This is a genomic window from Streptomyces sp. NPDC059524, assembly GCF_042749255.1.
Lineage (GTDB): Bacteria > Actinomycetota > Actinomycetes > Streptomycetales > Streptomycetaceae > Streptomyces > Streptomyces xanthii.
On record NZ_JBHYTK010000017.1, the window covers coordinates 40622 to 65954 of the forward strand.

Genomic DNA, 25333 nt, shown 5'->3' on the forward strand with positions numbered 1-25333 from the left:
TGTTGGTGTTAGTGTCGCCCCCCCGGGCCGGGGGGGGGTTAATTTTCCTGACATCTGCTGGCCCCCTGCGATGGAACCGGGGGGGGGGGCCCCCGCCCCGGGGGGCCGGCCACCGACGCGGCCGAGCGGTGTCAGGCCCACTGTCCGAACAGCTCGCCCGTGGTGTCAGGCGGGCTGTCCGAACAGCTCACGCAGTACGTCCTCCATGGTCACCAGGCCCGCGAGCCGCCCGTCGGCGCCGAGCACGGCGGCCACATGCGTGCGGCTGCCGCGCATCGCGGTGAGCACGTCGTCGAGCGGCGTCGTCTCCCGCACGCGCGCGATGGAGCGCATGTCCGGCACCCGGAACGGCAGGTCGCGCGGCGTCGCGTCCAGCGCGTCCTTCACATGGAGGTAGCCGACGATGCGCCGGCCCTCGTCCACAACAGGGAAACGCGAGAAGCCCGACTCGGCGGACAGCCGTTCCAGTTGCTCCGGAGTGACGCCCACGCGCGCGTAGACGACCTTCTCCAGCGGAAGGACGACGTCCTTGACGGGGCGGCGGCCCAGCTCCAGGGCGTCGTGGAGCCGCTCCTGGGCGCGGTCGTCGATCAGCCCCGCGTCGGAGGAGTCCTTGACCATGCGGGCCAGCTCGTCGTCCGAGAACGTCGCCGCCACCTCGTCCTTGACCTCCACCCTGAGCAGCCTCAGCAGGGCGTTCGCGAAGGCGTTGATCGCGAAGATCACCGGGCGCAGGGCGCGCGCCAGGGCCACCAAGGGCGGGCCGAGCACCAGCGCCGAACGCACCGGCTCGGCGAGCGCGATGTTCTTGGGGACCATCTCGCCGAGCAGCATGTGCAGATACGTCGCGAGCGACAGGGCGATCACGAACGAGATCGGGTGGATCAGTCCGTGTGGCACCCCGACCGCGTCGAACACCGGCTCCAGGAGGTGCGCGATGGCCGGCTCGGCCACGATGCCGAGCACCAGGGTGCACAGCGTGATGCCGAGCTGCGCCGCGGCGAGCAGCGCCGACACGTGCTGCAGCCCCCACAGGACGCTGCGGGCCCGCCGGTCGCCCTCCTCGGCGTGCGGCTCGATCTGGCTGCGGCGCACCGAGATCAGGGCGAACTCGGCGCCGACGAAGAACGCGTTGACGACCAGCGTCGCCAGGCCGATCAGCAGCTGGATCGCGGTCATCGTCGCGCCCCCTTCGTGGTGTCCTCCGTGGTCCCGGCGGCCGGCGCGTGCAGCAGCACGCGCGCGGCGCGGTGCCCGTGCGCGTCGACGACGTCGAGCCGCCATCCGGCGACCTCGACGCTGTCGCCGACGCCGGGGATCCGGCCCAGCTCGGTCGCCACGAGGCCGGCCAGCGTCTCGTACGGGCCGTCGGGCACCCGCAGTCCGACCCGGGCGAGCCGGTCGGTGCGGGCGGCGCCGTCGGCCGAGTACAGCGTGCGGCCGTCCTCGTCGGTGCCCGCGGCGGCGATGTCCGGTGTCTCGTGCGGGTCGTGCTCGTCCCGCACCTCGCCGACGACCTCCTCGACGATGTCCTCCAGCGTCGCGACGCCTGCGGTGCCGCCGTACTCGTCGATGACGACGGCCATCGTGCGCTTGCCGGACAGCCGGTCGAGGAGCCGGTCCACGGTGAGCGTCTCGGGGACCAGCAGCGGTTCGCGCAGCAGGTCGGACACGCTCTTGCGGGCGCGCTGGTCGTCGGGCACGGCGAGCACGTCCTTGATGTGCACGACGCCGACGACCGAGTCGAGATTGCCGCGGTAGACGGGGAAGCGGGACAGGCCGGTGGCCCGCGTCGCGTTCGCCACGTCCTCGCAGGTGGCCTGCAGGTCCAGGGCCATCACCTGGACGCGCGGGGTCATCACGTTCTCCGCGGTCAGGTCGGCCAGGTTCAGGGTGCGCACGAACAGCTCGGCGGTGTCGGCCTCCAGGGCGCCCTCCTTGGCGGAGTGCCGGGCGAGCGCCATCAGCTCCTGGGGGCCGCGCGCGGAGGCCAGCTCCTCGGTGGGCTCGACGCCGAGGCGCCGCACCAGCCGGTTCGCCGTGTTGTTCAGGTGCGTGATGAACGGGCGGAAGGCCGCGCTGAACCAGCGCTGCGGGGTCGCCACGCGCTTGGCCACGGCCAGCGGCGAGGAGATCGCCCAGTTCTTCGGGACCAGCTCGCCGACGACCATGAGGAACACGGTCGACAGGGCGGTGCCGAGGACCAGCGCGACCGACGTCGACGCCGAGCTCGGCACGCCGACGGCCTCGAGCGGGCCCGCGATGAGCTTGGCGATGGACGGCTCGGCGAGCATGCCGACGACCAGGTTGGTCACGGTGATGCCGAGCTGGGCGCCGGAGAGCTGGAAGGTCAGGTTCCGTACGGCCTTGAGGGCGCCGGCGGCGCCGCGCTCGCCGCGCTCCACGGCCGCTTCGAGATCACTGCGCTCGACGGTCGTGAGGGAGAACTCCGCCGCCACGAAGGCGCCGCAGGCCAGCGATAGGAGTACTGCGACGGCGAGCAGGAGCACTTCGGTCATCGGGTCACCTCCGTCCCATCTTCGGCCAGTGACGGGAGGGGCGCGCGATCACGGGGACCGTGCGGAGGGAGGGGCCGGGTACTGGGAGGCTCGCCCATGGGCGGACGCTCACACCTTTCGCAGAAGTTTCGACGGACCACGCCATAGTAAAGGATCGGCAAAGCGGCCCGCTTCTCAGCCGTCGGTCAGGGGCTTCACCCAGCGGGACCACTGCGGCTCCGGCGCGTAGCCGGCCGCCCGCCACGCGTGGTGCGCCCGCTCGTTGCGGTCGAGCACCATCGCGTCGCCGCGCCGCCCGCCCAGCGCCGCGAACCGCTCCTCGGCCGCCGCGAGCAGCGCCGAGCCGATGCCCTGACGCCGCGCCTCCGGCGAGACCGCGAGCCGGTACAGATGGCATCGCCACCCGTCGAAACCGGCGATCACCGTCCCCACCAGCACACCGTCCCGCTCGGCGAGCAGGAGCGCCTCAGGGTCCCGCGCGACCAGACGGTCCACGCCCGCGCGGTCGTCGCTGATGCTCGTGCCTTCCGCCGCCGTGCGCCAGAAGGCGAGGACGGCGGTCACGTCGGAGGGGCCCGCGGCCCGGATGTGAAGATCGCTCATGCGGCGATCCCATCACCGGCGGCCCGCCGGGCGCCGCCGGTTTTCACATGCCGGACGGGACGCCCCCGCGAAAGGCGCTCCAGGCCGCCCTTGCCGGTGCTAGCACCGCGGCGCTAGCTTGAAAGCATGGCGAAGACGCAGCTGAACGTGCGGGTGGACGAGGACACCGCCCGCGCGGCCCGGGAGCGCGCGCTGGCCCGGGGCATGAGCGTGAACAGATACATCGAGGAGCTGGTCCGGCGCGACGCGGGCGAGCTCGGCCGTACGTTCGTCGACGCGGCCGCCGACTTCATGAAGCAGTACGAGACCGTGTTCGCCGAGGAGTTCGGCACCGACAGCGAAGGCCGGCACCGTCCCGTTGACTGAACCGCGGAACCCCTCGCACCTCACCGTCGATCTCGCCTGGCTGCTCATGATCGCCGAGCAGAAGACCCCGGGCGACCCCCAGGTATCCGACTGGGGCGCCCTCGTCGCGGCCGTGGCCCGCCACTCCGCGGAGATCTTCGACATCCCCGTCTACGTGACACCGCACGCCCGGGCGGCGGCGCTGCTCCAACTCCTCATCCACGTACCGGCGCTGGAGCGGTCGAACGCGATGTTCGCCTCCGCGGTCGCCTACGCCTACCTCGTCGCCAGCGGCCTCAAGGTCGTCATCTCGCCCGAGCAGGTCCGCGAGTTGGCGCGGCTCGTCAAGGACGGCGCCGCGACCGTCCACGACATCGAGAAGGAACTGCGCAAGTGGAGCCTGTGAACCACCTGGACCGCCAGAACGCGCCCTAGGCCGAAGTGGCCATCGGCCGGCGGGCCGTGCCGAGCACGCAGTACGAGGTCGGCAGCCTCGGCCCGCGCTCCGGCATCAGCAGTTCACGGTGGTCGATGTCCTCGAAGCCGGCCGTGCGCACCGACGCCACCGCGTCCCGCCCCACGTGACAGCCGCCGAACAGGCGCGGCCACACGGTCCTGTCGAGGACACCCTGCACCCGGCGCATCCCGTGCCCCGGCGCCTGCCCGTGCTCGAAGAACCGCACCTCGCCGCCCGGCCGCAGCACCCTGCGTACCTCGGACAGCGACCGCTCCACGTCCCGCACGCTGCACAGCACCAGACACACCACGACGGCGTCGTACGCCTCGCTCTTCACGGGCAGCGCCTCGGCCGCCCCCGGCACGACGTCGACCGGGACCTCCGCCCGCAGCGCCGCCTCGACCGCGAGGGCCCGCAGCTCACGCTCCGGCTCGATCGCGACGACCTCGGAGACGGCGGCCGGGTAGTACCCGAAGTTCAGCCCGTTCCCGGCCCCGACCTCCAGCACCCGTCCCGACAGCCCGTCCAGCAACTCCCGGCGGACGGGCGCCATCGCGGGCTCGGCCCGCACGCTGAACCGTGCGTAGAACCGCGCGAACCACGGATGGCGCACCGCGTCCTGCCGCCCCCGACCCGTCATACCGACCTCCAGAGCACGAGCTGCCGCCTGCACTCCGAATTGTCCTCCGACACCGGGCGGCTGTCGCCCCCTCCGCCACCGGCCGGGGCTCAGTCGGCCGAAGCGGCGCGAAACTCCTCGGCGTCCCAAGTCCCGCCCAGCGCGGCCCCGACCCAGGACCCGGCCCGAGCCCGGAAATCAGCCGGCGCCAGAGCCCCGGCCCCCTCGGGGACCGCGCCCAGGAGCCCGGCCCCGGCCACCCGGGGCAGGTCCGCCACATTGCAGCGCTCCGCGAGCCCGGGGGCGCCGGGCCAGGACCCGATGACGACCCCGGCCTGCTCCAGCTCCCGCGCCCGCAACGCCTCCGCCGTCAACTGAACGGAGTTCAGCGTGCCGAGCCCGGCCGCCGCCACCACGAGCACCGGCGCCCCGAGCAGCCGCGCCGCGTCCGCGAGCGTCGACCCCTCCGCGTCGAAGTGGACGAGCAGCCCGCCCGCCCCCTCGACCAGCACCAGATCGTGCGAGGCGGCCAGCTTCTCGGCGGCCTCGGCGACCTGGGCCGGCCGCACCGGAGCCATCCCGGCGCGCGCCGCCGCAGTCCCCGGGGCCAACGGCTCCGGATAGCGCCCCAGTTCGAGACCCGTCACCCGCGCCCCGGCGAGCCGCACGACGTCGTCGACGTCACCCGGCTCACCCGGCGCGACACCGGTCTGCGCCGGCTTGAGCACGGCCACCGAACGGCCCGCCCGCAGCGCGACCGCGGCCACCGCCGCCGTCGTCACCGTCTTGCCGATCTCGGTCCCGGTCCCCGAGACCACGAGTACCGTCATGTCCGCTCCGTTCACCCTTCCCGCGCGGCGGCGCACACCGCACGGCCGATCCGTGCCAGATCCTCGTCACCCGTGACGTACGGCGGCATCGTGTACACGAGGTCGCGGAACGGCCGCAGCCACACGCCCTCCGCCACCGCCGCCCGCGTCGCCGCCGCCATGTCGATCTCGTGGTCCAGCTGTACGACCCCGATCGCGCCCAGGACGCGTACGTCCGTGACACCGGGAAGCTCCGCCGCCCCGGCCAGGCCGTCCCGCAGACCGGTCTCGATCCGCTTGACCTCCGCCTGCCAGTCCTGGCCGAGCAGCAGATCGATCGAGGCGCAGGCGACGGCCGCCGCCAGCGGGTTGCCCATGAACGTCGGGCCGTGCGCGAGGACCGGGACCTCGCCTCGGGAGATCCCGTCGGCGACCCGGGGCGTGCACAGCGTCGCCGCCATCGTCATGTATCCGCCGGTCAGCGCCTTGCCGACGCACATCACGTCCGGTGTCACCAAGGCCTGCTCCGCGGCGAACAGCGTGCCCGTGCGGCCGAAACCGGTCGCGATCTCGTCGAAGACGAGCAGTACGTCGTGCGCGTCGCACGCCTCCCGCAGCACCCGCAGATACTCGGGGGAGTGGAAGCGCATGCCGCCCGCGCCCTGCACCACCGGCTCGACGACCACGGCCGCCAGCTCGTGCGCGTGCCGCCCGATCATGTCCCGCAGATGCCCCGCGTACGACTCCTCGTACGCGGCCGGCGGCGCGTCGGCGAACAGCTGGCGGGGCAGTACGCCCGCCCACAGCCCGTGCATGCCGCCCTCGGGGTCGCACACGGACATGGGCTGCCAGGTGTCGCCGTGGTAGCCGCCGCGCCAGGTCAGCATCCGGTGCTTCTCGGGCCGGCCCAGCGAACGCCAGTACTGCAGGCACATCTTGAGCGCGACCTCGACCGACACGGAACCCGAGTCGGCGAGGAAGACATGCTCCAGGCCGTCGGGCGACATGTCGACAAGGCGCTCCGCGAGCCGCACGGCGGGCTCGTGCGTGAGCCCGCCGAACATGACGTGGCTCATCCGGTCCAGCTGACCGCGGGCGGCCTCGTCCAGGACGGGGTGCCGGTAGCCGTGGATCGCCGACCACCAGGACGACATCCCGTCCACCAGCTCCCCGTGCCCGGCGACCCGCAGCCGCACCCCGGCCGCCGACTCGACGACCAGGGGCTCCTGCCGGCCCGGCATGGGCCCGTACGGATGCCAGACGTGCTGCCGGTCGAGCGCGAGGAGCTCGCTCACGCGCGGATCGGAGGGCTGATCAGGCATTGGGGGCGAGGTCCGTCCCCGCGCCACGACGGCGCACCGCGACCAGGTCCGTGCGGGCCTCGGACGCCGCGGGCTCCCGCGGGGCGGCCTCGGCCGCGGGGGAACCACAGCCCCCGCCGGCCGCGTGCGAACCGCAGCCGGCCTCGGCCTCGTGCGAACCGCAGCCGCTGTCCGGCTCCGTACCGCACACCGAGCCGCAGCCCGCCTCCGTGCGGTGCTCGGGCAGGGTCACCTGGTCGGCGCCCTCGACCTCGAAACCGGCGTCCGCGATCATGTCGAGGTCGGCCTTGCCGGCCTGGCCCTCGCTGGTCAGGTAGTCGCCCAGGAAGATCGAGTTCGCGATGTTCAGCGCCAGGGGCTGCATCGAGCGCAGGTGCACCTCGCGCCCGCCCGCGATCCGCACCTCGACGTCCGGGCAGACGAACCGCACCATGGCGAGGATCCGCAGGCAGCGCTGCGGCGTCAGGTTCCACTCCTTGGCGAGCGGCGTGCCCTCGAACGGGATCAGGAAGTTCACCGGCACCGAGTCCGGGTCCAGCTCGCGCAGCCCGAAGACCACGTCGACGAGGTCCTCGTCGCTCTCGCCCATGCCCGCGATCAGGCCCGAGCAGGCGGAGAGCCCCGCCGCGTGCGCCTTCTGCACGGTGTCGACGCGGTCCGCGTAGGTGTGCGTCGTGGTGATGCCGGCGTACGTCGCCTCGGACGTGTTCAGGTTGTGGTTGTACGCGTCGGCGCCCGCCGTGCGCAGCCGCTCGGCCTGGCCGTCGGACAGCAGCCCGAGGCAGGCGCAGACCTCGACGTCCTCGTTCTCCGACTTGATCGCGTCGATGGTCTTGGCGACCCGGTCGACGTCCTTGTCCGTGGGCCCGCGACCGCTCGCCACCAGGCAGACGCGCTTCGCGCCGCCCGCGACACCGGCGGCCGCCGCCTTGGACGCCTCGTCCGGCTTGAGCCACGTGTACTTGAGGATCTCCGCCTTGGAGCCGAGGCGCTGCGAACAGTAGGAGCAGTCCTCCGGGCACAGGCCCGACTTCAGGTTCACCAGGTAGTTGAGCTTGACCCGGCGGCCGAACCACTGGCGGCGCACCTTCCCGGCCGCGGCCACCACATCGAGCAGTTCGTCGTCCGACGTCGCCAGTACGGCGAGCGCCTCTTCACGGCTCGGCAGCTCGCGCCGAAGCCCCTTGTCCACCAGCGTGTTCAGCAGGTCCATGGCCTCAGATCCTGACCTATGGCACCGCTCCCGCGAAAGGAGACTTCGTACAAAGCGTGTCGTTCGACGTGTGGGTATCACCACATCCTGACCCGGTGGCGGGGCGGCTAGGGTCTGTGCATTACCTACAAAGCGTCCTCTGCGCAACGAGGGAGTCATGGCCGCAGCCCACTCTTCTTCCGACGGTTTCGCGTTCGACTGGATCGACGGTCAGCGCCGCGGCCGTGAGGCCGCCGGGCTCGTGCGCACGCTGCGCCCCCGCCCCGCGGACTCCCCGCTCCTCGACCTCGCGAGCAACGACTACCTGGGCCTGGCCCGGCACCCCGAGGTCGTCGAGGGCGCCGCGCGCGCCGCCCGGCGCTGGGGCGGCGGAGCCACCGGTTCCCGTCTCGTCACCGGCACCACTGAACTGCACACACGGCTGGAGCGGGAGCTCGCCGCGTTCTGCGGCTTCGAGTCCGCGCTGGTCCTGTCCTCCGGCTACGCGGCCAATCTCGCCGCCGTCACGGCGCTCGCCCCGCACGGCTCGCTGATCGTGTCCGACGCGGGCAACCACGCCTCGCTGATCGACGGGTGCCGGCTCGCGCGCGGGACCACCCAGGTGGTACCGCACGCCGACCCCGAGGCCGTCCGCAAGGCGCTGTCGACCCACGACGGGCCCTCCGTGGTGGTGTCCGACACCGTCTTCTCGGTCGACGGCGACCAGGCTCCGTTGTCGGAACTCTCCCATGCCGCACGGGAGTTCGGGGCCGGGCTGATCGTCGACGACGCCCACGGGCTCGGTGTCCTCGGCGCGGGCGGGCGGGGCGCCGCGGACGCGGTGGGTCTCGCGGGCGCCGCGGACACCGTCGTGACCGTCACCCTGTCCAAGTCCTTCGGCAGCCAGGGCGGCGCCGTACTCGGTCCGGCCCGCGTCATCGACCACCTGATCAACACGGCCCGTACGTTCATCTTCGACACGGGACTCGCACCGGCCGCCGCGGGCGCCGCCCTCGCCGCGCTCGAACTGCTGCGGGCGCGGCCCGAACTCGCGCGGCAGGCGGGACAGGTCGCGAGGTCGCTGCACGAGAGGCTCGTCGCGGAGGGGCTCACGGCCGTCGCGCCCCAAGCGGCGGTCGTCTCCGTGCGGGCACCCTCGCCGGACGAGGCCGTGCGCTGGGCGGCGGACTGCCGGGAGGCCGGCCTGTCGGTCGGCTGCTTCCGGCCGCCGTCCGTACCCGACGGGATCTCCCGGCTGCGGCTGACCGCCCGGGCCGACCTGACGCAGGATCAGATCGCCGAGGCCGTCGGGGTGATCAGCCGCACGGCGCCCGCCGGGGCGTTCACCGCAGGGAGTCGATGAACCCCTCCCACGCGGTGGGGGTGAACAGGAGCGCGGGCCCGGCCGGGTCCTTGGAGTCGCGGACGGCGAGCCGCCCGGCCGCGGCCCGGCCGTTCGGCCGGGCCGTCTCGACACAGTTGTTGGCACCCGTGCTGCGGCTGCTGCGGCGCCATCGCGCGGCGCCCAGGAGCGCGGTGGTGGGGACGGTGGGACCGTGCCGAGGGGGAGCGGTCATGGTGCCTCCTTACCCAGCGCCGGGGCAGCGCGAGGCGTCGGCGTCCTCGCCTACCCGGCGATCTGTGCGATGAATTCCAGCGAGTCATCGGGCGGAAGTGCGTGGAGCAGGAGAGCGTCGAAGGCGTGTGCGTACGCCTTGAGGTCTTCTTTCCGCTCGAGATAGAGGCTATTCGTCAAATGGTCGAGGACGACCACATCCAGATCGGATGTGTTCGGAAACGAGAAGACTACGAACGGTCCGGTCAGGCCGATGTGCCCGCCCGCCGTGAACGGAAGCACCTGGATCCGGACATGCGGCAGCCGCGCCGCCTCCACCAGCCACGCCAACTGCCCCTCCAGCACCCCCGGTCCGCCCACCACGCGCCGCAGCACCGCCTCGTCGAGCACGGCGGTCAGCTCCAGCGGCGGGTCCGCCCGCAGCACGTCCTGCCGCGCGAGCCGCACCTCCACCAGCGCGTCGATGTGCCGCTCCGGCGTCCCGGCGAGCACCGAACGCGTCACCGCGCGCGCGTACTCCGGCGTCTGTAACAGCCCCGGCACCACGCTCGTCTCCAGCGTGCGGATGCGGCAGGCCTGCGACTCCAGACTGATGAAGTCCCGGTACGAGGGCGGCAACAGGCCCCGATAGGCGTGCCACCAGTGCTGGACGCCCGCGTCGTCACCGCCGGCCAGCGCGACCAGCAGCTCGCGCAACCGGGGGTCCCTGGCCTCCAGCGCGTCGAGCAGCAACAGCACGTCCGACGGCTTCACGCCACTGCGGCCCGTCTCGATCCGGCTCACTTTCGACTGGTGCCAGCCCACGAGCCGGGCCGCCTCGCCACTGGTGAGCCCGGCGCTCACCCGCAGCGCGCGCAACTCGGCGCCCAGCTTGCGGCGCCGCACCGCGGGACCGTATTTCATGCTGACTCCTCAGGCTTCGCGGCGCGGCGGCCGCGTCCTCCCGGCCCGTTCGGCTGCGCTCACCCGCACGACGGTAGAACACCCCGCGTGCGCCCGCCCAAATACGGTCTACCGTCGTAGAGTTCACCGCTTCGAGCGACAGATATATGCATATCTTGGGGGATCGGCTGCCCGTGAGCAGGCCCAAGTGGCACTCTGGCGCGAAGCAGTCGGGGGCCGCGCGCGAGAGATCCGCGAGTGCCGGACAAGCGGCCCCGGCGGGAAAGGGACGACGTCGCCATGGCAGATCACCAGGAAGCATCCGTCACGCTGCCGAGCGACCCCGCATCGGTGTCGGCCGCCCGCTCCTACGTCGCCACCGTGCTGACCGAATGGGGCATGCCGGTGGACTGCGACACCGCCGACACGGTCCGCCTGATCGTCTCGGAGCTCGCGACCAACGCGGTGCAGCACACCCGCGGGCAGTCACCCACGTTCACCGTCGACCTCGAGCTGGAGCGCGACGAGCACCTGCGCATCGGCGTCACCGACAGCCACCCGCGCTATCCCAAGCGCCTGCCCGCCGCCGTCCAGCAGGACAACGGCCGGGGCATGGTGATCATCCGGTGTCTCACCGCGGAGTGCGGCGGCAGACTCTCGGTCGCCCCGACCCCCGAGGGCGGCAAGACCGTGTGGATCGCCCTGCCGTGGGTCACCGCGGCACCGACGGCCGTGTACTGACCCGCGCCCCCTTCTCGGAACCTCAGCACGCGGCGGGCCGCCCGACCGCCTCGCGCGGCGGCGCCCGGAACGCGGCCACGGCTGGACGCGCCTCGTCGGCCCGCCACACCACCGAGATCGTCCGGCTCAGCTCACCGGGATCCAGCCGGCGCATCCCGGCCGGGGTCGCGGAGGTCCGCGACGCCATGACCGGCTCGGGCGGTGGCTGCGGCGGCCGCGGCACCGCACGGGCCGTCGGGATCGTCACGGGGAGCGCTCTGGCCCTTCTGGCTCCTTTTCTCCTGACGGAGCCGCTCGCCGCCTGACGAGCGCCCGCCGCAGCAGCCACGGCATGACCGCCCACAGGCCCGCGCACACCATGAAGGTGCCCACGCCCGCCGCGATGCCCGCGGCCCGGTTGAGCGTCACGTCGACCACCAGGAGCACCGAAGCGCTCAGGGCGAGCACCAGCGCCCCCATGCCGCAGGCCGCGAGCCGGGAGGACACCCTCACGATCTGCGGCTTCGCACCGAGGTGGAACAGGACGCGGTGCACGGCCGCCGGAGCGGTCAGCAGCGCGGCCGCCAGGACCGCGAGCAGCAGCGTCGTCACGTACGTGGCCCGCTGCGTGGTGTCCAGGGACGGGAAGCGGGCCGTGAACGCGAGGGTGAGCAGGAAGGCGAACAGGAACTGCACCCCGGTCTGCATGACGCGCAGCTCCTGCAGCAGCTCACCGAAGTTGCGGTCGGCCCGCTCCAGCGGCGTCTCGTTGCGCTCGTCGTCCATGACGCATGGGTAACCGCCGGCGCGGGTCTCAACCCTCCACGACCCCCGGGCGGCCGTGCGGCGGGCCTCAGCGCACCCGGCCGTACCAGACGCTCTTCGTCCAGATCTTCTGCAGGCGCACGACGTCCCCGGTCTTCGGGGAGTGCCAGATGCGTCCCTTCCCGGCGTAGATGCCGACGTGGTAGATGCTGCGGCCCGAATGGAAGAACACCAGGTCACCCTGCTTGCGGGTGGAGGCCGAGACATGGCGGGTCTTGTTGTACTGCTGTGCGGCGGTGCGGGGCAGACTCTTGCCCGCGCGCTTGAACGAGTAGAGCGTCAGGCCGGAACAGTCGAAGCGGTGCGGCCCGGTGGCGCCCCATTTGTAGGGCGCTCCCTTCTTCGAAGCCGCGATCTGCAGTGCTTTGGCCGAGGCCGTGGCCGCTGAGGCCTCGGACGCCGCGCCGGGGACCATGAGCCCCGCTCCGGCGACCGCGAGGGTGAGGGCCGAGGCGGTACCGGCCCGGCTGAGCAGCGACGGAACACGATTGAGCGCAGTCATGCGCAACCCTTCGTCAACCGCCTGCGAAGGATGACCTGTCGGGTTCGGACTGGCGAAGACGCCCGGCCGCGTGATCACGGCTTCACCCCAAGGGCCCCTCTTCCGCAACTCCGGCTGAGCTGCGGCGGCGGCCCGTCGTGCCTGGGTCCTCCACTCCTGCCGATGCACTTCTGTCGACCTGGCATCCGTGCGGCGGCAGGACTCGGCGTCCGCACGGACCGCCCCGCCGCTGTGGCGGGGGCTTGTCGTCGGAAGGGATCTTGACGCACTCGTGTCGTGAAATCCGAGCTGAACCAGCGGTAAGTGAGGCTCCTCACGCTTGATCCGTTCAGGTGGACAGTGCGGCATTCGATCTTCGGCCGAGGGGGCCGACCATGCCCGTACCAGCGGCGGAACCACAGATTCCGCTGCGCGCCTACAGCACGGGCGCAACTCTGTCGGCCCCTCTTCACGTACGAACGTCTACGCCGAACGGGGGTACCTCTTCTGGCTCGTTTGGGTCGTCCCGCAGACGGTTCGAGCCGGATCGGGCCTTCGGTGATCGCGGAGGACCTCAACCGACCGTTTCGGGCGGCAAAGTGACCCTCTGTGTCCGCCTCTCGCCGTCGAGGACCCGCAGCGCGCGGGCGAGGGTGGTGGCGTGGACCTGACTCTCGCCCCGTCGGTGCATCAGGTCGAGCGCGTCCCGCAGTTCGGTGGCCCGGCTGACGAGGGCCTGTGCCGCGCGCAGCCCCCGATAGGTGTCGTCGCCCCGCGCCGGATTGATCCGCGCGATCAGGTCGACCACCTCCAGATAGCGGTCGATCAGCTCGCACTCGGCCCGGGTCAGCGCGGGCAGGGGCGGCAGTTCGGGTGGGTACATCGATCTGTCACCTCCGCCCGGGCGCGCCCGGCGCCGAGGTCTTGCGGCTCTGTACGACCTGGTCCACCAGGCCGTGCTCCAGGGCCTGTTCGGCCGTGAGGACCGTGTCCCGCTCGATGTCCGCGCGCACCTGGTCCTGAGTCCGGGACGAGTGCCGCGCGAGCATCTCCTCCAACTGCTCGCGCATCCGCACGATCTCCCGCGCCTGGATCTCCAGGTCGGTGGGCTGCCCCTGGACCGGCTCCGGCAGGGCCGGCTGGTCGAGCACCACGCGGGCGCCCGGCAGCATCGTCCGCTTGCCCGGCGCCCCGGCCGCGAGCAGTACGGCCGCCACCGAGGCGGTCTGCCCCAGGCAGGTCGTCGCCACCTCGCAGCTGACGAACCGCATCGTGTCGTAGATCGCGGTCATCGCGCTGAACGAGCCGCCGGGGGAGTTGATGTACAGGGCGATGTCCCGGTCGGGCGCCTGGTACTCGAGATGCATGAACTGCGCCATCACGTCGTTCGCCGACGTGTCGTCGATCGGTGTCCCGAGGAAGACGATGCGCTCCTCCAGGAGCTTCGAGTAGGGGTCGAGCGTGCGCTGTCCCGCGCTCGTGCGCTCGGTGAACTCCGGCAGGACGTAACGGCTGGTCGGACGGGTCATGGCGGTCGCGCCTCCGCTGCTCGTAGGGGGTCGCCCCGGTGGTGCCGGGCGGCTGCCTGTAAAAAATGTACAGGACGTACATGACGTACGATGGGGAGCATGGCCTACGAGATTCCGGTGACGCAAGCGAGGGCTGAGCTCGCCGATCTGATCAATCGCGTGGTGTACGGCGGTGAGCGCGTCGTCGTCACCCGGCACGGCAAGCCGCTCGTCGCCCTCGTATCGGCCGCCGACCTGGAGCGACTCGAGGAGTTCGACGGTCCGGCGGGGGACTCCGCGGAGGAGCCCGTCATCTCGTCCGTCGCTCGTCTGGGTTCTCTCTCGTCCGCTCCGGGCGAACGGCAGAGGTTCGGCATCGCCGCGGAACACCGGGGTCCCGAGGTCCGTTAGGGCCCGGTTGGTCAGCGGCTCACCTTGTCCCGGCAATGGGACGGTCAAGCGACGGTTAACCTCGTTGAAACTCCTCGGTACTAGCCTTCCGGCCCACGTCACCAGGGGTTTTCGTATCCGGGGTGCGCAAGATCGCGCACATTAGATGTGTGTTACATCTATGAGTGCTGGTTACCCCGTCGCGGTGGCCGCGGCAGCCGGGCCCCGCACGGTCCGGAGTGAAGGACTGAGGTGGGACGCGTGCAACTGACCCCGCACGAGCAGGAAAGACTGCTCATCCATGTGGCCGCCGATGTGGCCGAGAAGCGCCGCGCCCGAGGGGTGAGGCTCAATCACCCCGAGGCGATCGCGCTCCTCACCTCGCACATCCTCGAAGGCGCCCGCGACGGCCGCACCGTCGCCGAACTCATGGCGTCCGGACGCAAGGTGCTCACCCGGGACGACGTCATGGACGGCATCCCCGAGATGATCCACGACGTCCAGGTCGAGGCGACCTTCCCCGACGGGACGAAGCTCGTCACCGTGCACGAGCCGATCATCTGACGGGAGCGGACGACACCTTGATTCCCGGAGAGATCCTCTACGCCGACGCGCCCGTCGTGGTCAACGAGGGCCGCGACGTCATACGTATGACGGTGCTCAACGCCGCCGACCGGCCCGTCCAGGTCGGCTCCCACTATCACTTCGCCGAGGCCAACCCCGGCCTCGACTTCGACCGTGCCGCGGCGCGCGGCCGGCGGCTCAACATCGCCGCCGGCACGGCCGTCCGCTTCGAGCCCGGCATCCCCGTCGACGTCGAGCTCGTTCCTCTCGCCGGCCGCCGCGTCGTCCCCGGCCTGCGCGGTGAGACCGGAGGTCCCCTCGATGCCTGAACTGTCCCGCGCCGCCTACGCCGACCTGTTCGGCCCCACCACCGGTGACCGGATCCGGCTCGCCGACACCGACCTGCTCGTCGAGATCGAGGAGGACCGCTCGGGCGGCCCCGGCCGCTCCGGCGACGAGGCGGTCTTCGGTGGCGGCAAGGTCATCCGCGAGTCCATGGGGCAGTCGCGCGCCACCCGCGCCGAAGGCACCCCGGACACCGTTGTCACCGGCGCCGTCATCATCGACCACTGGGGCGTCGTCAAGGCCGACATCGGCATCCGCGACGGCCGCATCACCGGCATCGGCAAGGCCGGCAACCCCGACACGATGGACGGCGTCCACCCCGACCTCGTCATCGGCCCCGAGACGGAGGTCCTCGCCGGAAACGGCAAGATCCTCACCGCCGGAGGCATCGACACCCACATCCACTTCATCTCGCCGACCATCGTCGACGAGGCCCTCGCCGCCGGCGTCACCACCCTGATCGGCGGTGGCACCGGACCAGCCGAGGGCAGCAAGGCGACCACCGTCACGCCCGGATCCTGGCACCTGGCCCGGATGTTCGCCGCCATGGAGCACAGCCCCGTCAACATCGGCTTCCTCGGCAAGGGCAACACGATGTCGAAGGAGTCCATGCGCGACCAACTGCGCGCCGGCATCCTCGGCTTCAAGATCCACGAGGACTGGGGCGCCACCCCCGCCGTGATCTCCGCCTGCCTCGACGTCTGCGAGGAGTCGGGCGCCCAACTGGCCGTCCACACCGACACGTTGAACGAGGCCGGATTCGTCCAGGACACCTTCGACGCCGTCGCCGGACGCACCCTGCACGCCTTCCACGTCGAGGGCGCGGGCGGCGGCCACGCACCCGACATGATCACCGCCGTGTCGCTGCCCCACATGCTGCCGAGCTCCACCAACCCGACCCGGCCGCACACCGTCAACACCGTCGAGGAACACCTCGACATGCTGATGGTCTGTCACCACCTCAACCCGGCCGTGCCGGAGGACCTCGCCTTCGCCGAGTCCCGCATCCGGCCCACCACCATCGCGGCCGAGGACATCCTGCACGACCTCGGCGCCATCTCGATCATGTCCTCGGACTCGCAGGCCATGGGCCGCATCGGCGAGGTCATCATGCGCACCTGGCAGACCGCGCACGTGATGAAGCGCCGCCGCGGCTTCCTGCCCGGAGACATCCGCGCCGACAACGCCCGCGCCCGCCGCTACGTCGCCAAGTACACGATCAACGCGGCGATCGCCCAGGGCATCGAGCACGAGATCGGCTCCGTCGAGAGCGGCAAACTCGCCGACCTCGTGCTGTGGGACCCGAAGTTCTTCGGCGTGAAGCCGCAGGTGGTGCTCAAGGGCGGCCAGATCGCCTACGCGCAGATGGGCGACGCCAACGCCTCCATCCCCACCCCGCAGCCCGTGCTGCCGCGCCCGATGTTCGGCGCCCGCGGCGCGGCGCCCGCCGCCAACTCGTTCAACTTCGTCGCCGAGGCGGCGATCGAGGACGGGCTGCCGGAGCGCCTCGGCCTCGGGCGCGGGTTCGTGCCGATCCGTTCGACGCGCGGCCGCACCAAGGCCGACATGGTCAACAACGACGCGCTGCCCCGCGTCGAGGTCGCCCCGGACTCGTTCGCGGTGACCATCGACGGGGAGCTCGTCGAGCCCGAACCGGCCACGGAACTGCCGCTCGCCCAGCGGTACTTCCTCTTCTGAGGGACGTGTGCCCGCCTCATGACACGCGCCGCCCTGCTCGTCCTGGCCGACGGCCGCTTCCCCGCCGGAGGGCACGCCCACTCCGGCGGGGCGGAGGCCGCCGTCAAGGCGGGCCGCATCACCGACGCCGCGAGCCTGGAGGAGTTCTGCCGCGGCCGGCTGCACACCAGCGGTCTGGCCGCGGCGGCCCTCGCCGCGGCCGCCGCGCTCGGTGTCGACCCCGTCGCGCTCGACACCGCGGCCGACGCCCGTACCCCCTCGGAAGCCCTGCGCACCGCCGCCCGCAGACTCGGCCGGCAGTTGATGCGGGCCGCCCGCGCCACCTGGCCGGACCCCGAACTCGACGCGCTGGCCGCGAAGTTCCCCAAGGGAGCCCACCAGCCCGTCGTGCTCGGCCTCGCCGTCCGCGCCGCCGGACTCGGCCCCGAGGACGCCGCGTACTGCTCCGCGTACGAGGGGGTCGGCGGGCCCGCGACCGCCGTCGTACGGCTGCTCAGCCTCGACCCGTTCGACGCGACCCGCGTTCTGGCCCGGCTCGCCCCGGAGCTGGACCTGATCGTGCGGGACGCGGTGGACGCGGCCCGGTCGGCTCTCGACGAAGGGGCCGACGTGCTGCCCGCCGGGTCGGCGCCGCTGCTGGAGATCGGGGCGGAGGCGCATGCCGCTTGGGCTGTGCGGTTGTTCGCGTCCTAGCGGTGTGTCCGTTGCCGGCTGTCCGTCACTGAACCGGGGCTGCGTCCCCGGACCCCCGTCGGCCTGAACGGCCTCGTCCTCAAGCGCCGGACGGGCTGGGGGCCTGTCTCATTGGAGTTGAAGAACGTCATGCACCTTGGTCACTCTCACGACGACGCGTCCGCCGTCTCCGCCGATGCCCGGCGCCCCGACGGGAATCGGCGGGCCCTGCGCATCGGGCTCGGCGGGCCCGTGGGGTCCGGCAAGACCGCCACCGTCGCCGCCCTGTGCCGCGCCCTGCGCGACGAACTGTCCCTCGCCGTCGTCACGAACGACATCTACACGCGCGAGGACGCCGAGTTCCTGCTGCGCGAGGCCGTCCTGCCGCCCGAGCGGATCACCGCCGTGGAGACCGGCGCCTGCCCGCACACCGCCATCCGCGACGACATCTCCGCCAACCTGGAGGCCGTCGAGGACCTGGAGGACGAGGTCGGACCGCTCGACCTGGTCCTCGTCGAGTCCGGCGGCGACAACCTGACCGCCACCTTCTCCAAGGGCCTCGTCGACGCCCAGATCTTCGTCATCGACGTCGCGGGCGGCGACGACATTCCCCGCAAGGGCGGCCCCGGCGTCACCACCGCCGACCTCCTCGTCGTCAACAAGACCGACCTCGCCCCCCATGTCGGCTCCGACCTCGACCGGATGTCCGCCGACGCCCAGAAGCAGCGGGGCGAGCTCCCCGTCGTCTTCCAGTCGCTGCGCGCCGAGGGCGGCGTCGGCGAGGTGGCCGGCTGGGTCCGGGAGCGCATCGCCGCCTGGACCGCCGCGTGAGCACCCGTCAGGCCCGGGCCGGCGTCCGGTCCGTCGCCCGCGTCGTCGCGCGCGGTGACGGCCGGGGCGGCACGGCCCTGCCGGTCCTGGAGAGCGAGGGCTCGTTCGCCCTGCGCCGCACCCGCGGCGCCGGGGCGCAGGCCCGCGTCCTGCTGGTCGGCGCGATGGGCGGCCCCCTCGGCGGCGACCACTGCACCTTCGAGGCGCACGCGGAGGAGGGTGCTCACCTGCACGTCGGATCGGTCGCCGCGACGATCGCGCTGCCCGGCCAGTCCGGGGGCGAGGCCCGCCAGGACGTACGGCTCACGGTCGCGGACGGGGCCCGCCTCGACTGGCTGCCCGAGCAGCTGATCTCGGCCGGCGGCAGCGACCTGCGCGTCACCACGCGCGCGGAACTCGCACCCGGCGCCCACCTCGTGCTGCGCGAGGAACAGATGCTGGGCCGGGCCGGCGAGCAACCAGGACGCCTCGCCGGCCGTCTGACCGTGTGGCGCGCGGGCCGGCCGCTGCTCGACCAGGAGCTGACCTGCGGCCCCGGCGCGCCCGGGGGCTGGGACGGTCCCGCCGTCCTCGCGGGCCACCGGGCACTGGGGCAACTGGTGGTCGTACGTCCCGATTTCGACCGGGACAAGCCGGCGGCCTGCCTGCTCGACGAGTCGGGGACGGCCGCGCTGACCCCGCTCGCGGGCCCCGCCGTGCTGGTCACCGCCGTCGCGCCGGACGGGCTGCGGCTGCGCCGGACGCTCGACCTGGCGCTGGCCCGGCTCACCTGACCGCTGACCGGGACGAGTTATACCGTTTATCGGATTGGTAAAGAACGCCCGTCAACCCTGTTCGAAGTCCCGCGCGCACGACAGGATCCGGCTACCGATCAGCAACACGATCGACGTAACGATCGAATCGATGTGCGGGAGGGCTCACTTGAGACGGACTCGACAGACGAGTCGCGGCAGCCGGAAGGTGGTGATCGGCTCCGCGGGCGCCTTTGCGGCCGCGGCGCTGATAGCGGGCGCGGTCAGCGCCCCCGCCGCCAACGCGGCGCCGCAGAAGAGCGGTCAGACGTCCTACGACCGCGAGGCACGCGGAGCCGCTCTGGCCGCCGCGCGCGCGGAGAAGCAGGGCATCGACTGGAAGGACTGCCCCGCCGACTGGGGTCTGGCCTCGCCGATCCAGTGCGGCTGGGTCACCGTCCCGCTCGACTACGCCAAGCCGAACGGCAAGCAGATCAAGCTGGCCGTCGACCGCGTCGGCAGCACGGGCACCAAGGACGAGCGCCAGGGCGCCCTCGTCTACAACCCGGGCGGCCCCGGCGGTTCGGGCATGCGCTTCCCGACGCGCGTGACCAACAAGAACCCGATCTACGCGAAGATGGCGAAGGCGTACGACTTCGTCGGCTTCGACCCGCGTGGTGTCGGCCACTCCGCCCCGATCTCCTGCGTCGACCCGCAGGAGTTCGTCAAGGCGCCCAAGGCCGACCCGGTCCCCGACACCGAGGCGGACAAGCTTGCCCAGCGCAAGCTCGCCAAGGAGTACGCGGACGGCTGCTACGAGCGCAGCGGCGAGATGCTGCCGCACATGACGACGCCGAACACCGCGCGTGACCTCGACGTCATCCGTGCCGCCCTCGGCGAGAAGAAGCTCAACTACCTGGGCGTCTCGTACGGCACCTACCTCGGCGCCGTCTACGGCACCCTCTTCCCGGGCCACGTCCGCCGCATGATTGTCGACTCCGTCGTCAACCCGGCGAAGGACAACATCTGGTACCAGGCGAACCTGAACCAGGACATCGCCTTCGAGGGCCGCTGGAAGGACTGGCAGGACTGGGTCGCCAAGAACGACGCGACCTTCCACCTCGGCGACACCCGCGACAAGGTCCAGAAGCAGTGGGAGACCCTGCGCGCGGCCGCGAAGAAGAGCCCCATCGGCGGGGTCGTCGGCCCGGCCGAGCTCATCAGCTTCTTCCAGAGCGCGCCGTACTACGACTCCGCGTGGGTGCCCACCGCCCAGGTGTGGAGCAAGTACGTCGCCGGTGACACCCAGGCGCTCGTCGACGCCGCCGCCCCCGACATGTCGGACACCAAGGGCAACGCGTCCTCCGAGAACGGCAACGCGGTCTACACGGCCGTGGAGTGCGCCGACGCCAAGTGGCCGACCAGCTGGCAGCGTTGGGACCGCGACAACACGGAGCTGCACAAGCAGTACCCGTTCATGACGTGGGCCAACGCGTGGATGAACCTGCCGTGCGCCACGTGGAAGACCAAGCAGCAGACCCCTCTGAACGTGAAGACCGGCAAGGGTCTGCCCTCGGTCCTCATCGTGCAGTCGGAGCGCGACGCCGCCACCCCGTACGACGGCGCCGTCGAGCTGCACAAGCGGTTCCAGGGCTCCCGTCTCATCACCGAGAAGGACGCTGGCTCGCACGGCGTCACGGGCCTGACGAACCCCTGCATCAACGACCGGGTCGACACCTACCTGCTCACGGGCAAGGTGGACAGCAAGGACGTGACGTGCGCCCCGCACGCCACGCCCAAGCCGTGACGGATCGCTGAGCACCACGCACACGACCGGCCCGGGGGCCCGCGCGCGCGCGGGGGGGCGGGGGGCGGGGCCGCGGCGGCGGCGGCGCGCGCGTCGGTGTTGTTGTTCACATCGTGACGCCCCAGCCCGAGCAGCGGCGGGGGCGGCGGCCCACCCACCGGCGCGGGACCTGGCGTCAGCCGAACTGCTGCTCCAGGTCCTTGAGCTTCTGCTCGAGGGTGTCGAGCCGCGGCAGGGCCTGCGTGTCGTCCTCCGCCGTGAGGTCGACGGTCACCGCCGGCTTCTGGTCAGCGCCTCCTTTGACGGCTTGCAGCGAGGGCCGCGCGCGCAGCGGCAGCTGTTCCTGCGAGGGCTGGGTCCCCGGCGATATGGCGGGCTCCGCGCCGCCCTGAGGGGCGCCGCCGCCCGCCGTCACGGCCGGCACCGCCGCCGCCTCGGCCTCCGGGGCGTCGGCCCGGCTCAGATACGTGCGGTGTCCGCGGCTGAGCGCCCGCAGCTGCGCGCGCTCCAGCTTCTCGTGCTCGCGCCGCCGCGTCCGCTCCTGGGCCTTCTCCCGCTTGTCCTCGCGCACCTCGTCCACGGCCTCGTCCAGCGTCCGCACGTTCTCCAGGAGCATCAGCGACCAGGCGCTGTACGTCTCCCGGGGCGCGCGCAGCCACCGGACGATTCGGATCTGCGGCAGCGGCCGCGGCACCAGGCCCTGTTCGCGCAGCGCCGCGCGGCGCGTCTGCTTCAGGGCGCGGTCGAAGAGCACCGCCGCCGACAGGGACATCCCCGCGAAGAAGTGAGGCGCGCCCGCGTGGTCGAGGCCGCGCGGCGCGTGCACCCAGTTGAACCAGGCGGCGGCGCCGGCGAACGTCCACACGAGTATGCGCGAGCCGAGCGCGGCGTCGCCGTGGCTGGCCTCGCGCACCGCGAGCACCGAGCAGAACATGGCGGCGCCGTCGAGCCCGAAGGGGACGAGGTACTCCCAGCCCCCGGACAGGTTCAGGTTCTGCCGGCCGAAGCCGACCAGGCCGTGGAAGGAGAGCGCGGCGGCGACCGCGGCACAGCAGAACAGGAGCAGATAGGAGGCCGTGCCGTACAGGGCCTCCTTGCGCCTGCGGCGCTCCTCGCTGCGCTCCCACGACTCGTCGGCCGAAGCGCCTTTCTTGCCGTCCCCGGCGCGCCTGCCGCGCGCGAGCACCGCCACCGCCGCCAGCATGCCCAGGAGCAGTACGGCGCCGGGAAGCAGCCAGTCCAGCGATATGTCGGTCAGTCTCATCTGGGGTCCCTTGCAATCGCGATAGGGCGTTTCGGGCGCCATATTGGCCCAGCCGTCCGAGCCCGCAGGGGGGATTCGGGACAAGAGAACGCCATTGGAGTGCAAGGGGGCGCGCAAAATGGCCGTACGCTCGAACTCCCGCCTCAATGATGAGAGTTGAGTTCGATTCCCCTCACTCGAACGGGTGGTTCGGGTGAGGGGCGGTTGCGGTTCAGGCCGCGGCCGTCGCCGTCAGCTTCGTGACGCGGTCCGCGTCGCAGGTCCGAGGGCAGGTCACACAGGTGTCCTCGGGGCGCAGCGTGTAGAAGAGGCAGCAGCTCGCCCGGTCGCGGGTCGGCAGCGGCCGGCCGTCGGGTCCGGCCAGCTCACGGAACGCGGCCTTGCCGACGTACGGCTTGGTCGTGCCCGGCAGCAGCTCGGCCAGCTCCGTCATCGCGCGGCGCTCCTCGCCGAGCAGATGGCCGACGTACCAGAGGCCCTCGACGATCTCGTCCGTCGCCATGCCCCACAGGGCGCGCGGGCCGCGCCGCATCCGGGGGCCGAAACCGGTCAGGACGGGCTGGAGGTGCTCCGCGACCGCGGCCCGGACCTCGGCGCGCAGCGCCTCCTCGTCCGGGACGACCCGGGCGCCGGGCTGCGTCGCCGCCGGGTCGTCGGGCAGGCAGGCGAAATCGGTGACCCGTACGGCCATCCGGCCGAGCGCGCGCTGGAACGACACGTGCGCGGCGGGGAAGCGGGGCACCCGGCGGTGCAGGAACCAGGGGACCGTGATCAGCAGGCATGCGGGCCAGGCGTAGCGGTGCAGGCCGAAGCTCGCGACGACGTCCGGGCGGGCCCGCTGCCCGTAGTCCTTGACCACCTGCGCGTCGTCCCAGGCGAGGAAGGCGTCGAGCGCCGCGCCGCCCTCGGCGAGCTGCTCCGTGCGGACCCATCCGGGCTCCGCGGGCAGCGGGGCGGCGGCGTCGAGCTCGATGACGCGCAGGCTCGGGAACACCTCGGTGAGACGGGCGTACGCGGTCGAGACCGCGCTGTGCGCCGCGGCGGGCGCCGGGGTGACGAGGGTCATGCAGGGACCACCGAATCACGATCGTTTGCAGGTAAGCCTTACCTTACCCGAAGGTTTCGGGGTTTGAACTGCGGGCCGGGCGGCCTATGGTTCTGGGTTGGGTTCGGACAAATTGGCGAGGAACGGCAAGGAACGGCGGCGAGCGGATGACCGGGGTCGAGCAGGTCGGGGGGCGTGCGGCGCACGCGTCTCCGGGTTCGCCGGGTTCGCCGGGTTCGCCGGCCGGCCGTGCGGCCGGGTCTGTCGCGCAGTCCGTGCCGACCGTGCCGGAGCAGAGCCGGGGCGAGCACACGCACAGCGAGCCGCCCGCGCCCAGGGTCGCCCTGCGCGGGACCGTGGAGCGGTCCTCCGTGCGGGGGCAGGTGCTCGACGGGCTGCGGGCCGCGCTGCTCTCCGGCGAGCTGGCGCCCGGCGAGGTGTACTCGGCGCCGGCGCTGGGGGAGCGGTTCGGGGTCTCGGCCACGCCCGTGCGGGAGGCGATGCAGCAGCTGGCCCGTGAGGGGGCCGTCGAAGTCGTGCCGAACCGGGGGTTCCGGGTCACTGCGCGGACGGCGCGGGAGCTCTCCGAGCTGGCCGAGGTGCGGGCGCTCGTCGAGGTGCCGGTGATGTCGCGGCTGGCCCGGACGGTCGCGCCCGCGCGCTGGAGCGGCCTGCGTCCGGCCGCGCTGGAGACCCTGGCCGCCGCCCGCGCCGGTGACATCGCCCGGTACGCCGACGCGGACCGGGCCTTTCACCGGGCGGTCCTGAGCCTTTCGGGGAACGAGCAGCTCGTACGCGTCGCGGACGATCTTCGGCGCCGGGTGGTGTGGGCCGGGGTGGATCTGGTCGGTGACGCGGCGCAGCACGTGGCGCTGCTGGACGCGCTGGAGTCCCACGACCTGGCGGCCGTCTCCCTGACCCTGGCGGCCCATTACGGCCCCCACCCCACCACGATCTGACGGGACCCGCCTGCCGCGTACCGTTTCGCCCCCGACCACCGGCCGGCGGGGCTTCTCGCGCAGTTCCCCGCGCCCCTGAAGGCACACTCCGTGCGCCCCGGGGTCCACCGCCTCGCGCCCCGCGACGGAGTCGCTGATCGGGTACAGCCCCGCGCCGCTGGAAGGCACACTCTGTGCGCCCTAGGGTCCACCGCCTCGCGCCCCGCGACGGAGTCGCTGATCGGGTACAGCCCCGCGCCCCTGAAGGCACACTCCGTGCGCCCCGTCGGGGAAATGCGGCGCGAAGCGTCTGCATTTCAGGGGCGCGGGGAACTGCGCGACCAGCCCCCACCGGCCGGTGGTCGCCCGACGAGCAGGGGGTGACGGCGCTGCGCGGAACGGTCAGGCCGCCGCAGGCAACGCGCTGGCCAGCCACGTCGGGACGCCGCCCAGGAGGCGGAAGAGGCGGGTCGCCTCCTCGCGGAGGCGGGCCTTCGTCTCCGGTTCGGGCTCGGCCTCGGCCAGGGAGACCAGGGCCGGCGCCGTGCCGACGAGGTAGCCGAGTTCCTCGCGCAGGCGCAGGGACTCGGCGAATCCGTGGCGGGCCTCCTTCAGCTCGCCCTCGCGGAGGGACAGGCCGGCCAGGTGCCGCCACGTGAAGGACAGGAGGAGGGCGTCGCCGTGCGCCGTCGCCCCGGCATGGGCCCGCCGGTACGCGGCCCGCGCCGCCTGCGGCGAATCCGCGAGGTTCTCCGCCATCAGCCCCCGCCGGAAGTCGAGCACCGCCCGCCGCGCCGCCCCCGGCGCGATCAGCGCGGCCGCCCGCCCGAACGCGGACCGCGCCTCGTCGACCCGGTCCCGCACCTTCAACAGCGTGGCGGCGTAGGCGAGTTGGCCGCGCTCGCAGGCAGCCGCGCCCCGCTGCTCGTCCGTCTGGGCCACCGCCTCCGCGGCCCGCAGCGCGTCCTCCGCGTCCGCCCAGCCCTGCTCCGTGTACAGGCACCGCTCCACGAACAGCGCGGCCCGCTGCAGCGCGGCGCCGGGGTCGTCGGCCGCGTGCGGCTCCAGGAGGGCCGCCGCGTCGACCCAGCAGCCGCGCGAGCGCAGCCGCCATACCGCGGTCTGGAGTGGATCGTCCGCTGGGTTCGTTCCGGTACCAGACATGGCGGTATGCGCCACGTTGCCCTCCC

At 72.5% G+C, this 25333-nt stretch carries 30 protein-coding genes and 1 riboswitch; of the genes, 13 read left to right on the forward strand and 17 right to left on the reverse strand.

Features of this window, described 5'->3' with window-relative positions; translation table 11 throughout:
* Positions 1-165 precede the first annotated feature (165 nt).
* The 3 genes from ACFW9D_RS07690 to ACFW9D_RS07700 form a co-directional block, all read right to left on the reverse strand.
* Positions 166-1179: a hemolysin family protein gene (locus tag ACFW9D_RS07690; protein WP_188340211.1), complete on the reverse strand. Its 1014-nt coding sequence runs from the start codon at positions 1177-1179 to the stop codon at positions 166-168.
* Positions 1176-2519: a hemolysin family protein gene (locus tag ACFW9D_RS07695; protein WP_188340212.1), complete on the reverse strand. Its 1344-nt coding sequence runs from the start codon at positions 2517-2519 to the stop codon at positions 1176-1178. The genes ACFW9D_RS07690 and ACFW9D_RS07695 overlap by 4 nt, the downstream gene beginning before the upstream one ends.
* A gap of 174 nt (positions 2520-2693) precedes the next feature.
* Entirely contained in the window at positions 2694-3122 is a 429-nt protein-coding gene (locus ACFW9D_RS07700; RefSeq protein ID WP_188340213.1) for a GNAT family N-acetyltransferase, read from the reverse strand.
* A gap of 126 nt (positions 3123-3248) precedes the next feature.
* Here ACFW9D_RS07700 and ACFW9D_RS07705 point away from each other — a divergent pair, with 126 nt between their 5' ends.
* Entirely contained in the window at positions 3249-3488 is a 240-nt protein-coding gene (locus ACFW9D_RS07705; protein WP_188340214.1) for a toxin-antitoxin system HicB family antitoxin, read from the forward strand.
* 46 nt (positions 3489-3534) lie between these two features.
* On the forward strand, positions 3535-3873 hold the full coding sequence (locus tag ACFW9D_RS07710; RefSeq protein ID WP_188341684.1) for a fic family toxin-antitoxin system, toxin component: 339 nt from the start codon (positions 3535-3537) through the stop codon (positions 3871-3873).
* 25 nt (positions 3874-3898) lie between these two features.
* On the opposite strand, the gene ACFW9D_RS07715 is transcribed toward ACFW9D_RS07710, so the two are convergent.
* The 4 genes from ACFW9D_RS07715 to bioB all read right to left on the reverse strand — a co-directional run bounded on the left by ACFW9D_RS07715 (position 3899) and on the right by bioB (position 7887).
* A complete protein-coding gene (locus tag ACFW9D_RS07715; protein WP_384619049.1) occupies positions 3899-4564 on the reverse strand; it encodes a class I SAM-dependent methyltransferase in 666 nt (221 codons plus the stop codon).
* 89 nt (positions 4565-4653) lie between these two features.
* Positions 4654-5373 (reverse strand): dethiobiotin synthase, encoded by a 720-nt coding sequence (gene bioD, locus ACFW9D_RS07720; RefSeq protein WP_384619052.1) that lies wholly within the window; start codon positions 5371-5373, stop codon positions 4654-4656.
* An 11-nt stretch (positions 5374-5384) separates the two neighbouring features.
* A complete protein-coding gene (locus ACFW9D_RS07725; protein ID WP_384619055.1) occupies positions 5385-6674 on the reverse strand; it encodes an adenosylmethionine--8-amino-7-oxononanoate transaminase in 1290 nt (429 codons plus the stop codon).
* Positions 6667-7887, reverse strand: coding sequence for a biotin synthase BioB (gene bioB / locus ACFW9D_RS07730; RefSeq protein ID WP_384619057.1), 1221 nt, complete (start codon positions 7885-7887; stop codon positions 6667-6669). Before bioB ends, ACFW9D_RS07725 begins: the two co-directional genes overlap by 8 nt.
* A gap of 157 nt (positions 7888-8044) precedes the next feature.
* On the opposite strand from bioB, the gene ACFW9D_RS07735 reads away from it, so the two are divergent.
* Entirely contained in the window at positions 8045-9229 is a 1185-nt protein-coding gene (locus tag ACFW9D_RS07735) for an 8-amino-7-oxononanoate synthase (RefSeq protein WP_384619059.1), read from the forward strand.
* Here the strand turns inward: ACFW9D_RS07735 and ACFW9D_RS07740 are convergent.
* On the reverse strand, positions 9210-9443 hold the full coding sequence (locus ACFW9D_RS07740) for a DUF397 domain-containing protein (protein ID WP_384619062.1): 234 nt from the start codon (positions 9441-9443) through the stop codon (positions 9210-9212). The two genes, ACFW9D_RS07735 and ACFW9D_RS07740, sit on opposite strands and share 20 nt — an antisense overlap.
* Positions 9444-9493: 50 nt before the next feature.
* The gene (locus ACFW9D_RS07745; RefSeq protein ID WP_384619063.1) at positions 9494-10345 is read right to left on the reverse strand and encodes a helix-turn-helix domain-containing protein; all 852 of its coding nucleotides are present in this window, start codon (positions 10343-10345) and stop codon (positions 9494-9496) included.
* Between the two features lie 279 nt (positions 10346-10624).
* Here ACFW9D_RS07745 and ACFW9D_RS07750 point away from each other — a divergent pair, with 279 nt between their 5' ends.
* Positions 10625-11065 carry an ATP-binding protein gene (locus tag ACFW9D_RS07750; protein WP_188340222.1) on the forward strand — a complete coding sequence of 147 codons (441 nt, stop codon included), beginning with the start codon at positions 10625-10627 and terminating at the stop codon, positions 11063-11065.
* A gap of 22 nt (positions 11066-11087) precedes the next feature.
* Here ACFW9D_RS07750 and ACFW9D_RS07755 read toward each other — a convergent pair whose 3' ends face one another.
* The 5 genes from ACFW9D_RS07755 to ACFW9D_RS07775 all read right to left on the reverse strand — a co-directional run bounded on the left by ACFW9D_RS07755 (position 11088) and on the right by ACFW9D_RS07775 (position 13879).
* The gene (locus ACFW9D_RS07755; protein ID WP_384619066.1) at positions 11088-11312 is read right to left on the reverse strand and encodes a hypothetical protein; all 225 of its coding nucleotides are present in this window, start codon (positions 11310-11312) and stop codon (positions 11088-11090) included.
* Entirely contained in the window at positions 11309-11830 is a 522-nt protein-coding gene (locus ACFW9D_RS07760) for a DUF6328 family protein (RefSeq protein ID WP_384619069.1), read from the reverse strand. The genes ACFW9D_RS07755 and ACFW9D_RS07760 overlap by 4 nt, the downstream gene beginning before the upstream one ends.
* 67 nt (positions 11831-11897) lie before the next feature.
* On the reverse strand, positions 11898-12371 hold the full coding sequence (locus tag ACFW9D_RS07765; protein ID WP_384619071.1) for a C40 family peptidase: 474 nt from the start codon (positions 12369-12371) through the stop codon (positions 11898-11900).
* Positions 12372-12374: 3 nt separating this feature from the next.
* A riboswitch (cyclic di-AMP (ydaO/yuaA leader) is annotated at positions 12375-12508 on the reverse strand.
* 416 nt (positions 12509-12924) lie between these two features.
* Positions 12925-13233, reverse strand: a complete 309-nt coding sequence (locus ACFW9D_RS07770; RefSeq protein ID WP_188340225.1) for a hypothetical protein — start codon at positions 13231-13233, stop codon at positions 12925-12927.
* 7 nt (positions 13234-13240) lie between these two features.
* Entirely contained in the window at positions 13241-13879 is a 639-nt protein-coding gene (locus ACFW9D_RS07775) for an ATP-dependent Clp protease proteolytic subunit (protein ID WP_384619073.1), read from the reverse strand.
* A 99-nt stretch (positions 13880-13978) separates the two neighbouring features.
* Here ACFW9D_RS07775 and ACFW9D_RS07780 point away from each other — a divergent pair, with 99 nt between their 5' ends.
* From ACFW9D_RS07780 to ACFW9D_RS07815, 8 genes are all read left to right on the forward strand, one after another.
* Positions 13979-14269 (forward strand): type II toxin-antitoxin system Phd/YefM family antitoxin, encoded by a 291-nt coding sequence (locus tag ACFW9D_RS07780; RefSeq protein WP_384619076.1) that lies wholly within the window; start codon positions 13979-13981, stop codon positions 14267-14269.
* A gap of 240 nt (positions 14270-14509) precedes the next feature.
* Positions 14510-14812 carry an urease subunit gamma gene (locus ACFW9D_RS07785; protein ID WP_188340228.1) on the forward strand — a complete coding sequence of 101 codons (303 nt, stop codon included), beginning with the start codon at positions 14510-14512 and terminating at the stop codon, positions 14810-14812.
* A 17-nt stretch (positions 14813-14829) separates the two neighbouring features.
* Positions 14830-15141: an urease subunit beta gene (locus ACFW9D_RS07790; protein WP_384619079.1), complete on the forward strand. Its 312-nt coding sequence runs from the start codon at positions 14830-14832 to the stop codon at positions 15139-15141.
* On the forward strand, positions 15134-16855 hold the full coding sequence (locus ACFW9D_RS07795; protein ID WP_384619082.1) for an urease subunit alpha: 1722 nt from the start codon (positions 15134-15136) through the stop codon (positions 16853-16855). Before ACFW9D_RS07790 ends, ACFW9D_RS07795 begins: the two co-directional genes overlap by 8 nt.
* A gap of 18 nt (positions 16856-16873) precedes the next feature.
* A complete protein-coding gene (locus ACFW9D_RS07800; RefSeq protein WP_384619084.1) occupies positions 16874-17548 on the forward strand; it encodes an urease accessory protein UreF in 675 nt (224 codons plus the stop codon).
* A 129-nt stretch (positions 17549-17677) separates the two neighbouring features.
* Positions 17678-18358, forward strand: a complete 681-nt coding sequence (gene ureG / locus ACFW9D_RS07805) for an urease accessory protein UreG (protein ID WP_384619085.1) — start codon at positions 17678-17680, stop codon at positions 18356-18358.
* Positions 18355-19131 carry an urease accessory protein UreD gene (locus ACFW9D_RS07810; protein WP_384619088.1) on the forward strand — a complete coding sequence of 259 codons (777 nt, stop codon included), beginning with the start codon at positions 18355-18357 and terminating at the stop codon, positions 19129-19131. The genes ureG and ACFW9D_RS07810 overlap by 4 nt, the downstream gene beginning before the upstream one ends.
* 130 nt (positions 19132-19261) lie before the next feature.
* Entirely contained in the window at positions 19262-20896 is a 1635-nt protein-coding gene (locus ACFW9D_RS07815; RefSeq protein ID WP_384619091.1) for an alpha/beta hydrolase, read from the forward strand.
* A gap of 175 nt (positions 20897-21071) precedes the next feature.
* Here ACFW9D_RS07815 and ACFW9D_RS07820 read toward each other — a convergent pair whose 3' ends face one another.
* The gene (locus ACFW9D_RS07820) at positions 21072-22160 is read right to left on the reverse strand and encodes a DUF2637 domain-containing protein (RefSeq protein ID WP_384619092.1); all 1089 of its coding nucleotides are present in this window, start codon (positions 22158-22160) and stop codon (positions 21072-21074) included.
* 211 nt (positions 22161-22371) lie between these two features.
* Positions 22372-23226 carry a (2Fe-2S)-binding protein gene (locus ACFW9D_RS07825; protein ID WP_384619095.1) on the reverse strand — a complete coding sequence of 285 codons (855 nt, stop codon included), beginning with the start codon at positions 23224-23226 and terminating at the stop codon, positions 22372-22374.
* A 146-nt stretch (positions 23227-23372) separates the two neighbouring features.
* Here ACFW9D_RS07825 and ACFW9D_RS07830 point away from each other — a divergent pair, with 146 nt between their 5' ends.
* Positions 23373-24164, forward strand: a complete 792-nt coding sequence (locus ACFW9D_RS07830) for a GntR family transcriptional regulator (RefSeq protein ID WP_384619097.1) — start codon at positions 23373-23375, stop codon at positions 24162-24164.
* A 381-nt stretch (positions 24165-24545) separates the two neighbouring features.
* Here the strand turns inward: ACFW9D_RS07830 and ACFW9D_RS07835 are convergent, their stop codons facing one another.
* Positions 24546-25322 carry a hypothetical protein gene (locus ACFW9D_RS07835; protein ID WP_188336212.1) on the reverse strand — a complete coding sequence of 259 codons (777 nt, stop codon included), beginning with the start codon at positions 25320-25322 and terminating at the stop codon, positions 24546-24548.
* Positions 25323-25333: the final 11 nt, after the last annotated feature.

Bases quoted from the DNA above. Each gene is read 5' to 3' on its own strand.
- ACFW9D_RS07690 (WP_188340211.1), bottom strand. From the start codon at position 1,179: ATGACCGCGATCCAGCTGCTGATCGGCCTGGCGACGCTGGTCGTCAAC.
- ACFW9D_RS07695 (WP_188340212.1), bottom strand. From the start codon at position 2,519: ATGACCGAAGTGCTCCTGCTCGCCGTCGCAGTACTCCTATCGCTGGCC.
- ACFW9D_RS07700 (WP_188340213.1), bottom strand. From the start codon at position 3,122: ATGAGCGATCTTCACATCCGGGCCGCGGGCCCCTCCGACGTGACCGCC.
- ACFW9D_RS07705 (WP_188340214.1), top strand. From the start codon at position 3,249: ATGGCGAAGACGCAGCTGAACGTGCGGGTGGACGAGGACACCGCCCGC.
- ACFW9D_RS07710 (WP_188341684.1), top strand. From the start codon at position 3,535: ATGATCGCCGAGCAGAAGACCCCGGGCGACCCCCAGGTATCCGACTGG.
- ACFW9D_RS07715 (WP_384619049.1), bottom strand. From the start codon at position 4,564: ATGACGGGTCGGGGGCGGCAGGACGCGGTGCGCCATCCGTGGTTCGCG.
- bioD (WP_384619052.1), bottom strand. From the start codon at position 5,373: ATGACGGTACTCGTGGTCTCGGGGACCGGGACCGAGATCGGCAAGACG.
- ACFW9D_RS07725 (WP_384619055.1), bottom strand. From the start codon at position 6,674: ATGCCTGATCAGCCCTCCGATCCGCGCGTGAGCGAGCTCCTCGCGCTC.
- bioB (WP_384619057.1), bottom strand. From the start codon at position 7,887: ATGGACCTGCTGAACACGCTGGTGGACAAGGGGCTTCGGCGCGAGCTG.
- ACFW9D_RS07735 (WP_384619059.1), top strand. From the start codon at position 8,045: ATGGCCGCAGCCCACTCTTCTTCCGACGGTTTCGCGTTCGACTGGATC.
- ACFW9D_RS07740 (WP_384619062.1), bottom strand. From the start codon at position 9,443: ATGACCGCTCCCCCTCGGCACGGTCCCACCGTCCCCACCACCGCGCTC.
- ACFW9D_RS07745 (WP_384619063.1), bottom strand. From the start codon at position 10,345: ATGAAATACGGTCCCGCGGTGCGGCGCCGCAAGCTGGGCGCCGAGTTG.
- ACFW9D_RS07750 (WP_188340222.1), top strand. From the start codon at position 10,625: ATGGCAGATCACCAGGAAGCATCCGTCACGCTGCCGAGCGACCCCGCA.
- ACFW9D_RS07760 (WP_384619069.1), bottom strand. From the start codon at position 11,830: ATGGACGACGAGCGCAACGAGACGCCGCTGGAGCGGGCCGACCGCAAC.
- ACFW9D_RS07765 (WP_384619071.1), bottom strand. From the start codon at position 12,371: ATGACTGCGCTCAATCGTGTTCCGTCGCTGCTCAGCCGGGCCGGTACC.
- ACFW9D_RS07770 (WP_188340225.1), bottom strand. From the start codon at position 13,233: ATGTACCCACCCGAACTGCCGCCCCTGCCCGCGCTGACCCGGGCCGAG.
- ACFW9D_RS07775 (WP_384619073.1), bottom strand. From the start codon at position 13,879: ATGACCCGTCCGACCAGCCGTTACGTCCTGCCGGAGTTCACCGAGCGC.
- ACFW9D_RS07780 (WP_384619076.1), top strand. From the start codon at position 13,979: ATGGCCTACGAGATTCCGGTGACGCAAGCGAGGGCTGAGCTCGCCGAT.
- ACFW9D_RS07795 (WP_384619082.1), top strand. From the start codon at position 15,134: ATGCCTGAACTGTCCCGCGCCGCCTACGCCGACCTGTTCGGCCCCACC.
- ACFW9D_RS07800 (WP_384619084.1), top strand. From the start codon at position 16,874: ATGACACGCGCCGCCCTGCTCGTCCTGGCCGACGGCCGCTTCCCCGCC.
- ureG (WP_384619085.1), top strand. From the start codon at position 17,678: ATGCACCTTGGTCACTCTCACGACGACGCGTCCGCCGTCTCCGCCGAT.
- ACFW9D_RS07815 (WP_384619091.1), top strand. From the start codon at position 19,262: ATGTGCGGGAGGGCTCACTTGAGACGGACTCGACAGACGAGTCGCGGC.
- ACFW9D_RS07820 (WP_384619092.1), bottom strand. From the start codon at position 22,160: ATGAGACTGACCGACATATCGCTGGACTGGCTGCTTCCCGGCGCCGTA.
- ACFW9D_RS07825 (WP_384619095.1), bottom strand. From the start codon at position 23,226: ATGACCCTCGTCACCCCGGCGCCCGCCGCGGCGCACAGCGCGGTCTCG.
- ACFW9D_RS07830 (WP_384619097.1), top strand. From the start codon at position 23,373: ATGACCGGGGTCGAGCAGGTCGGGGGGCGTGCGGCGCACGCGTCTCCG.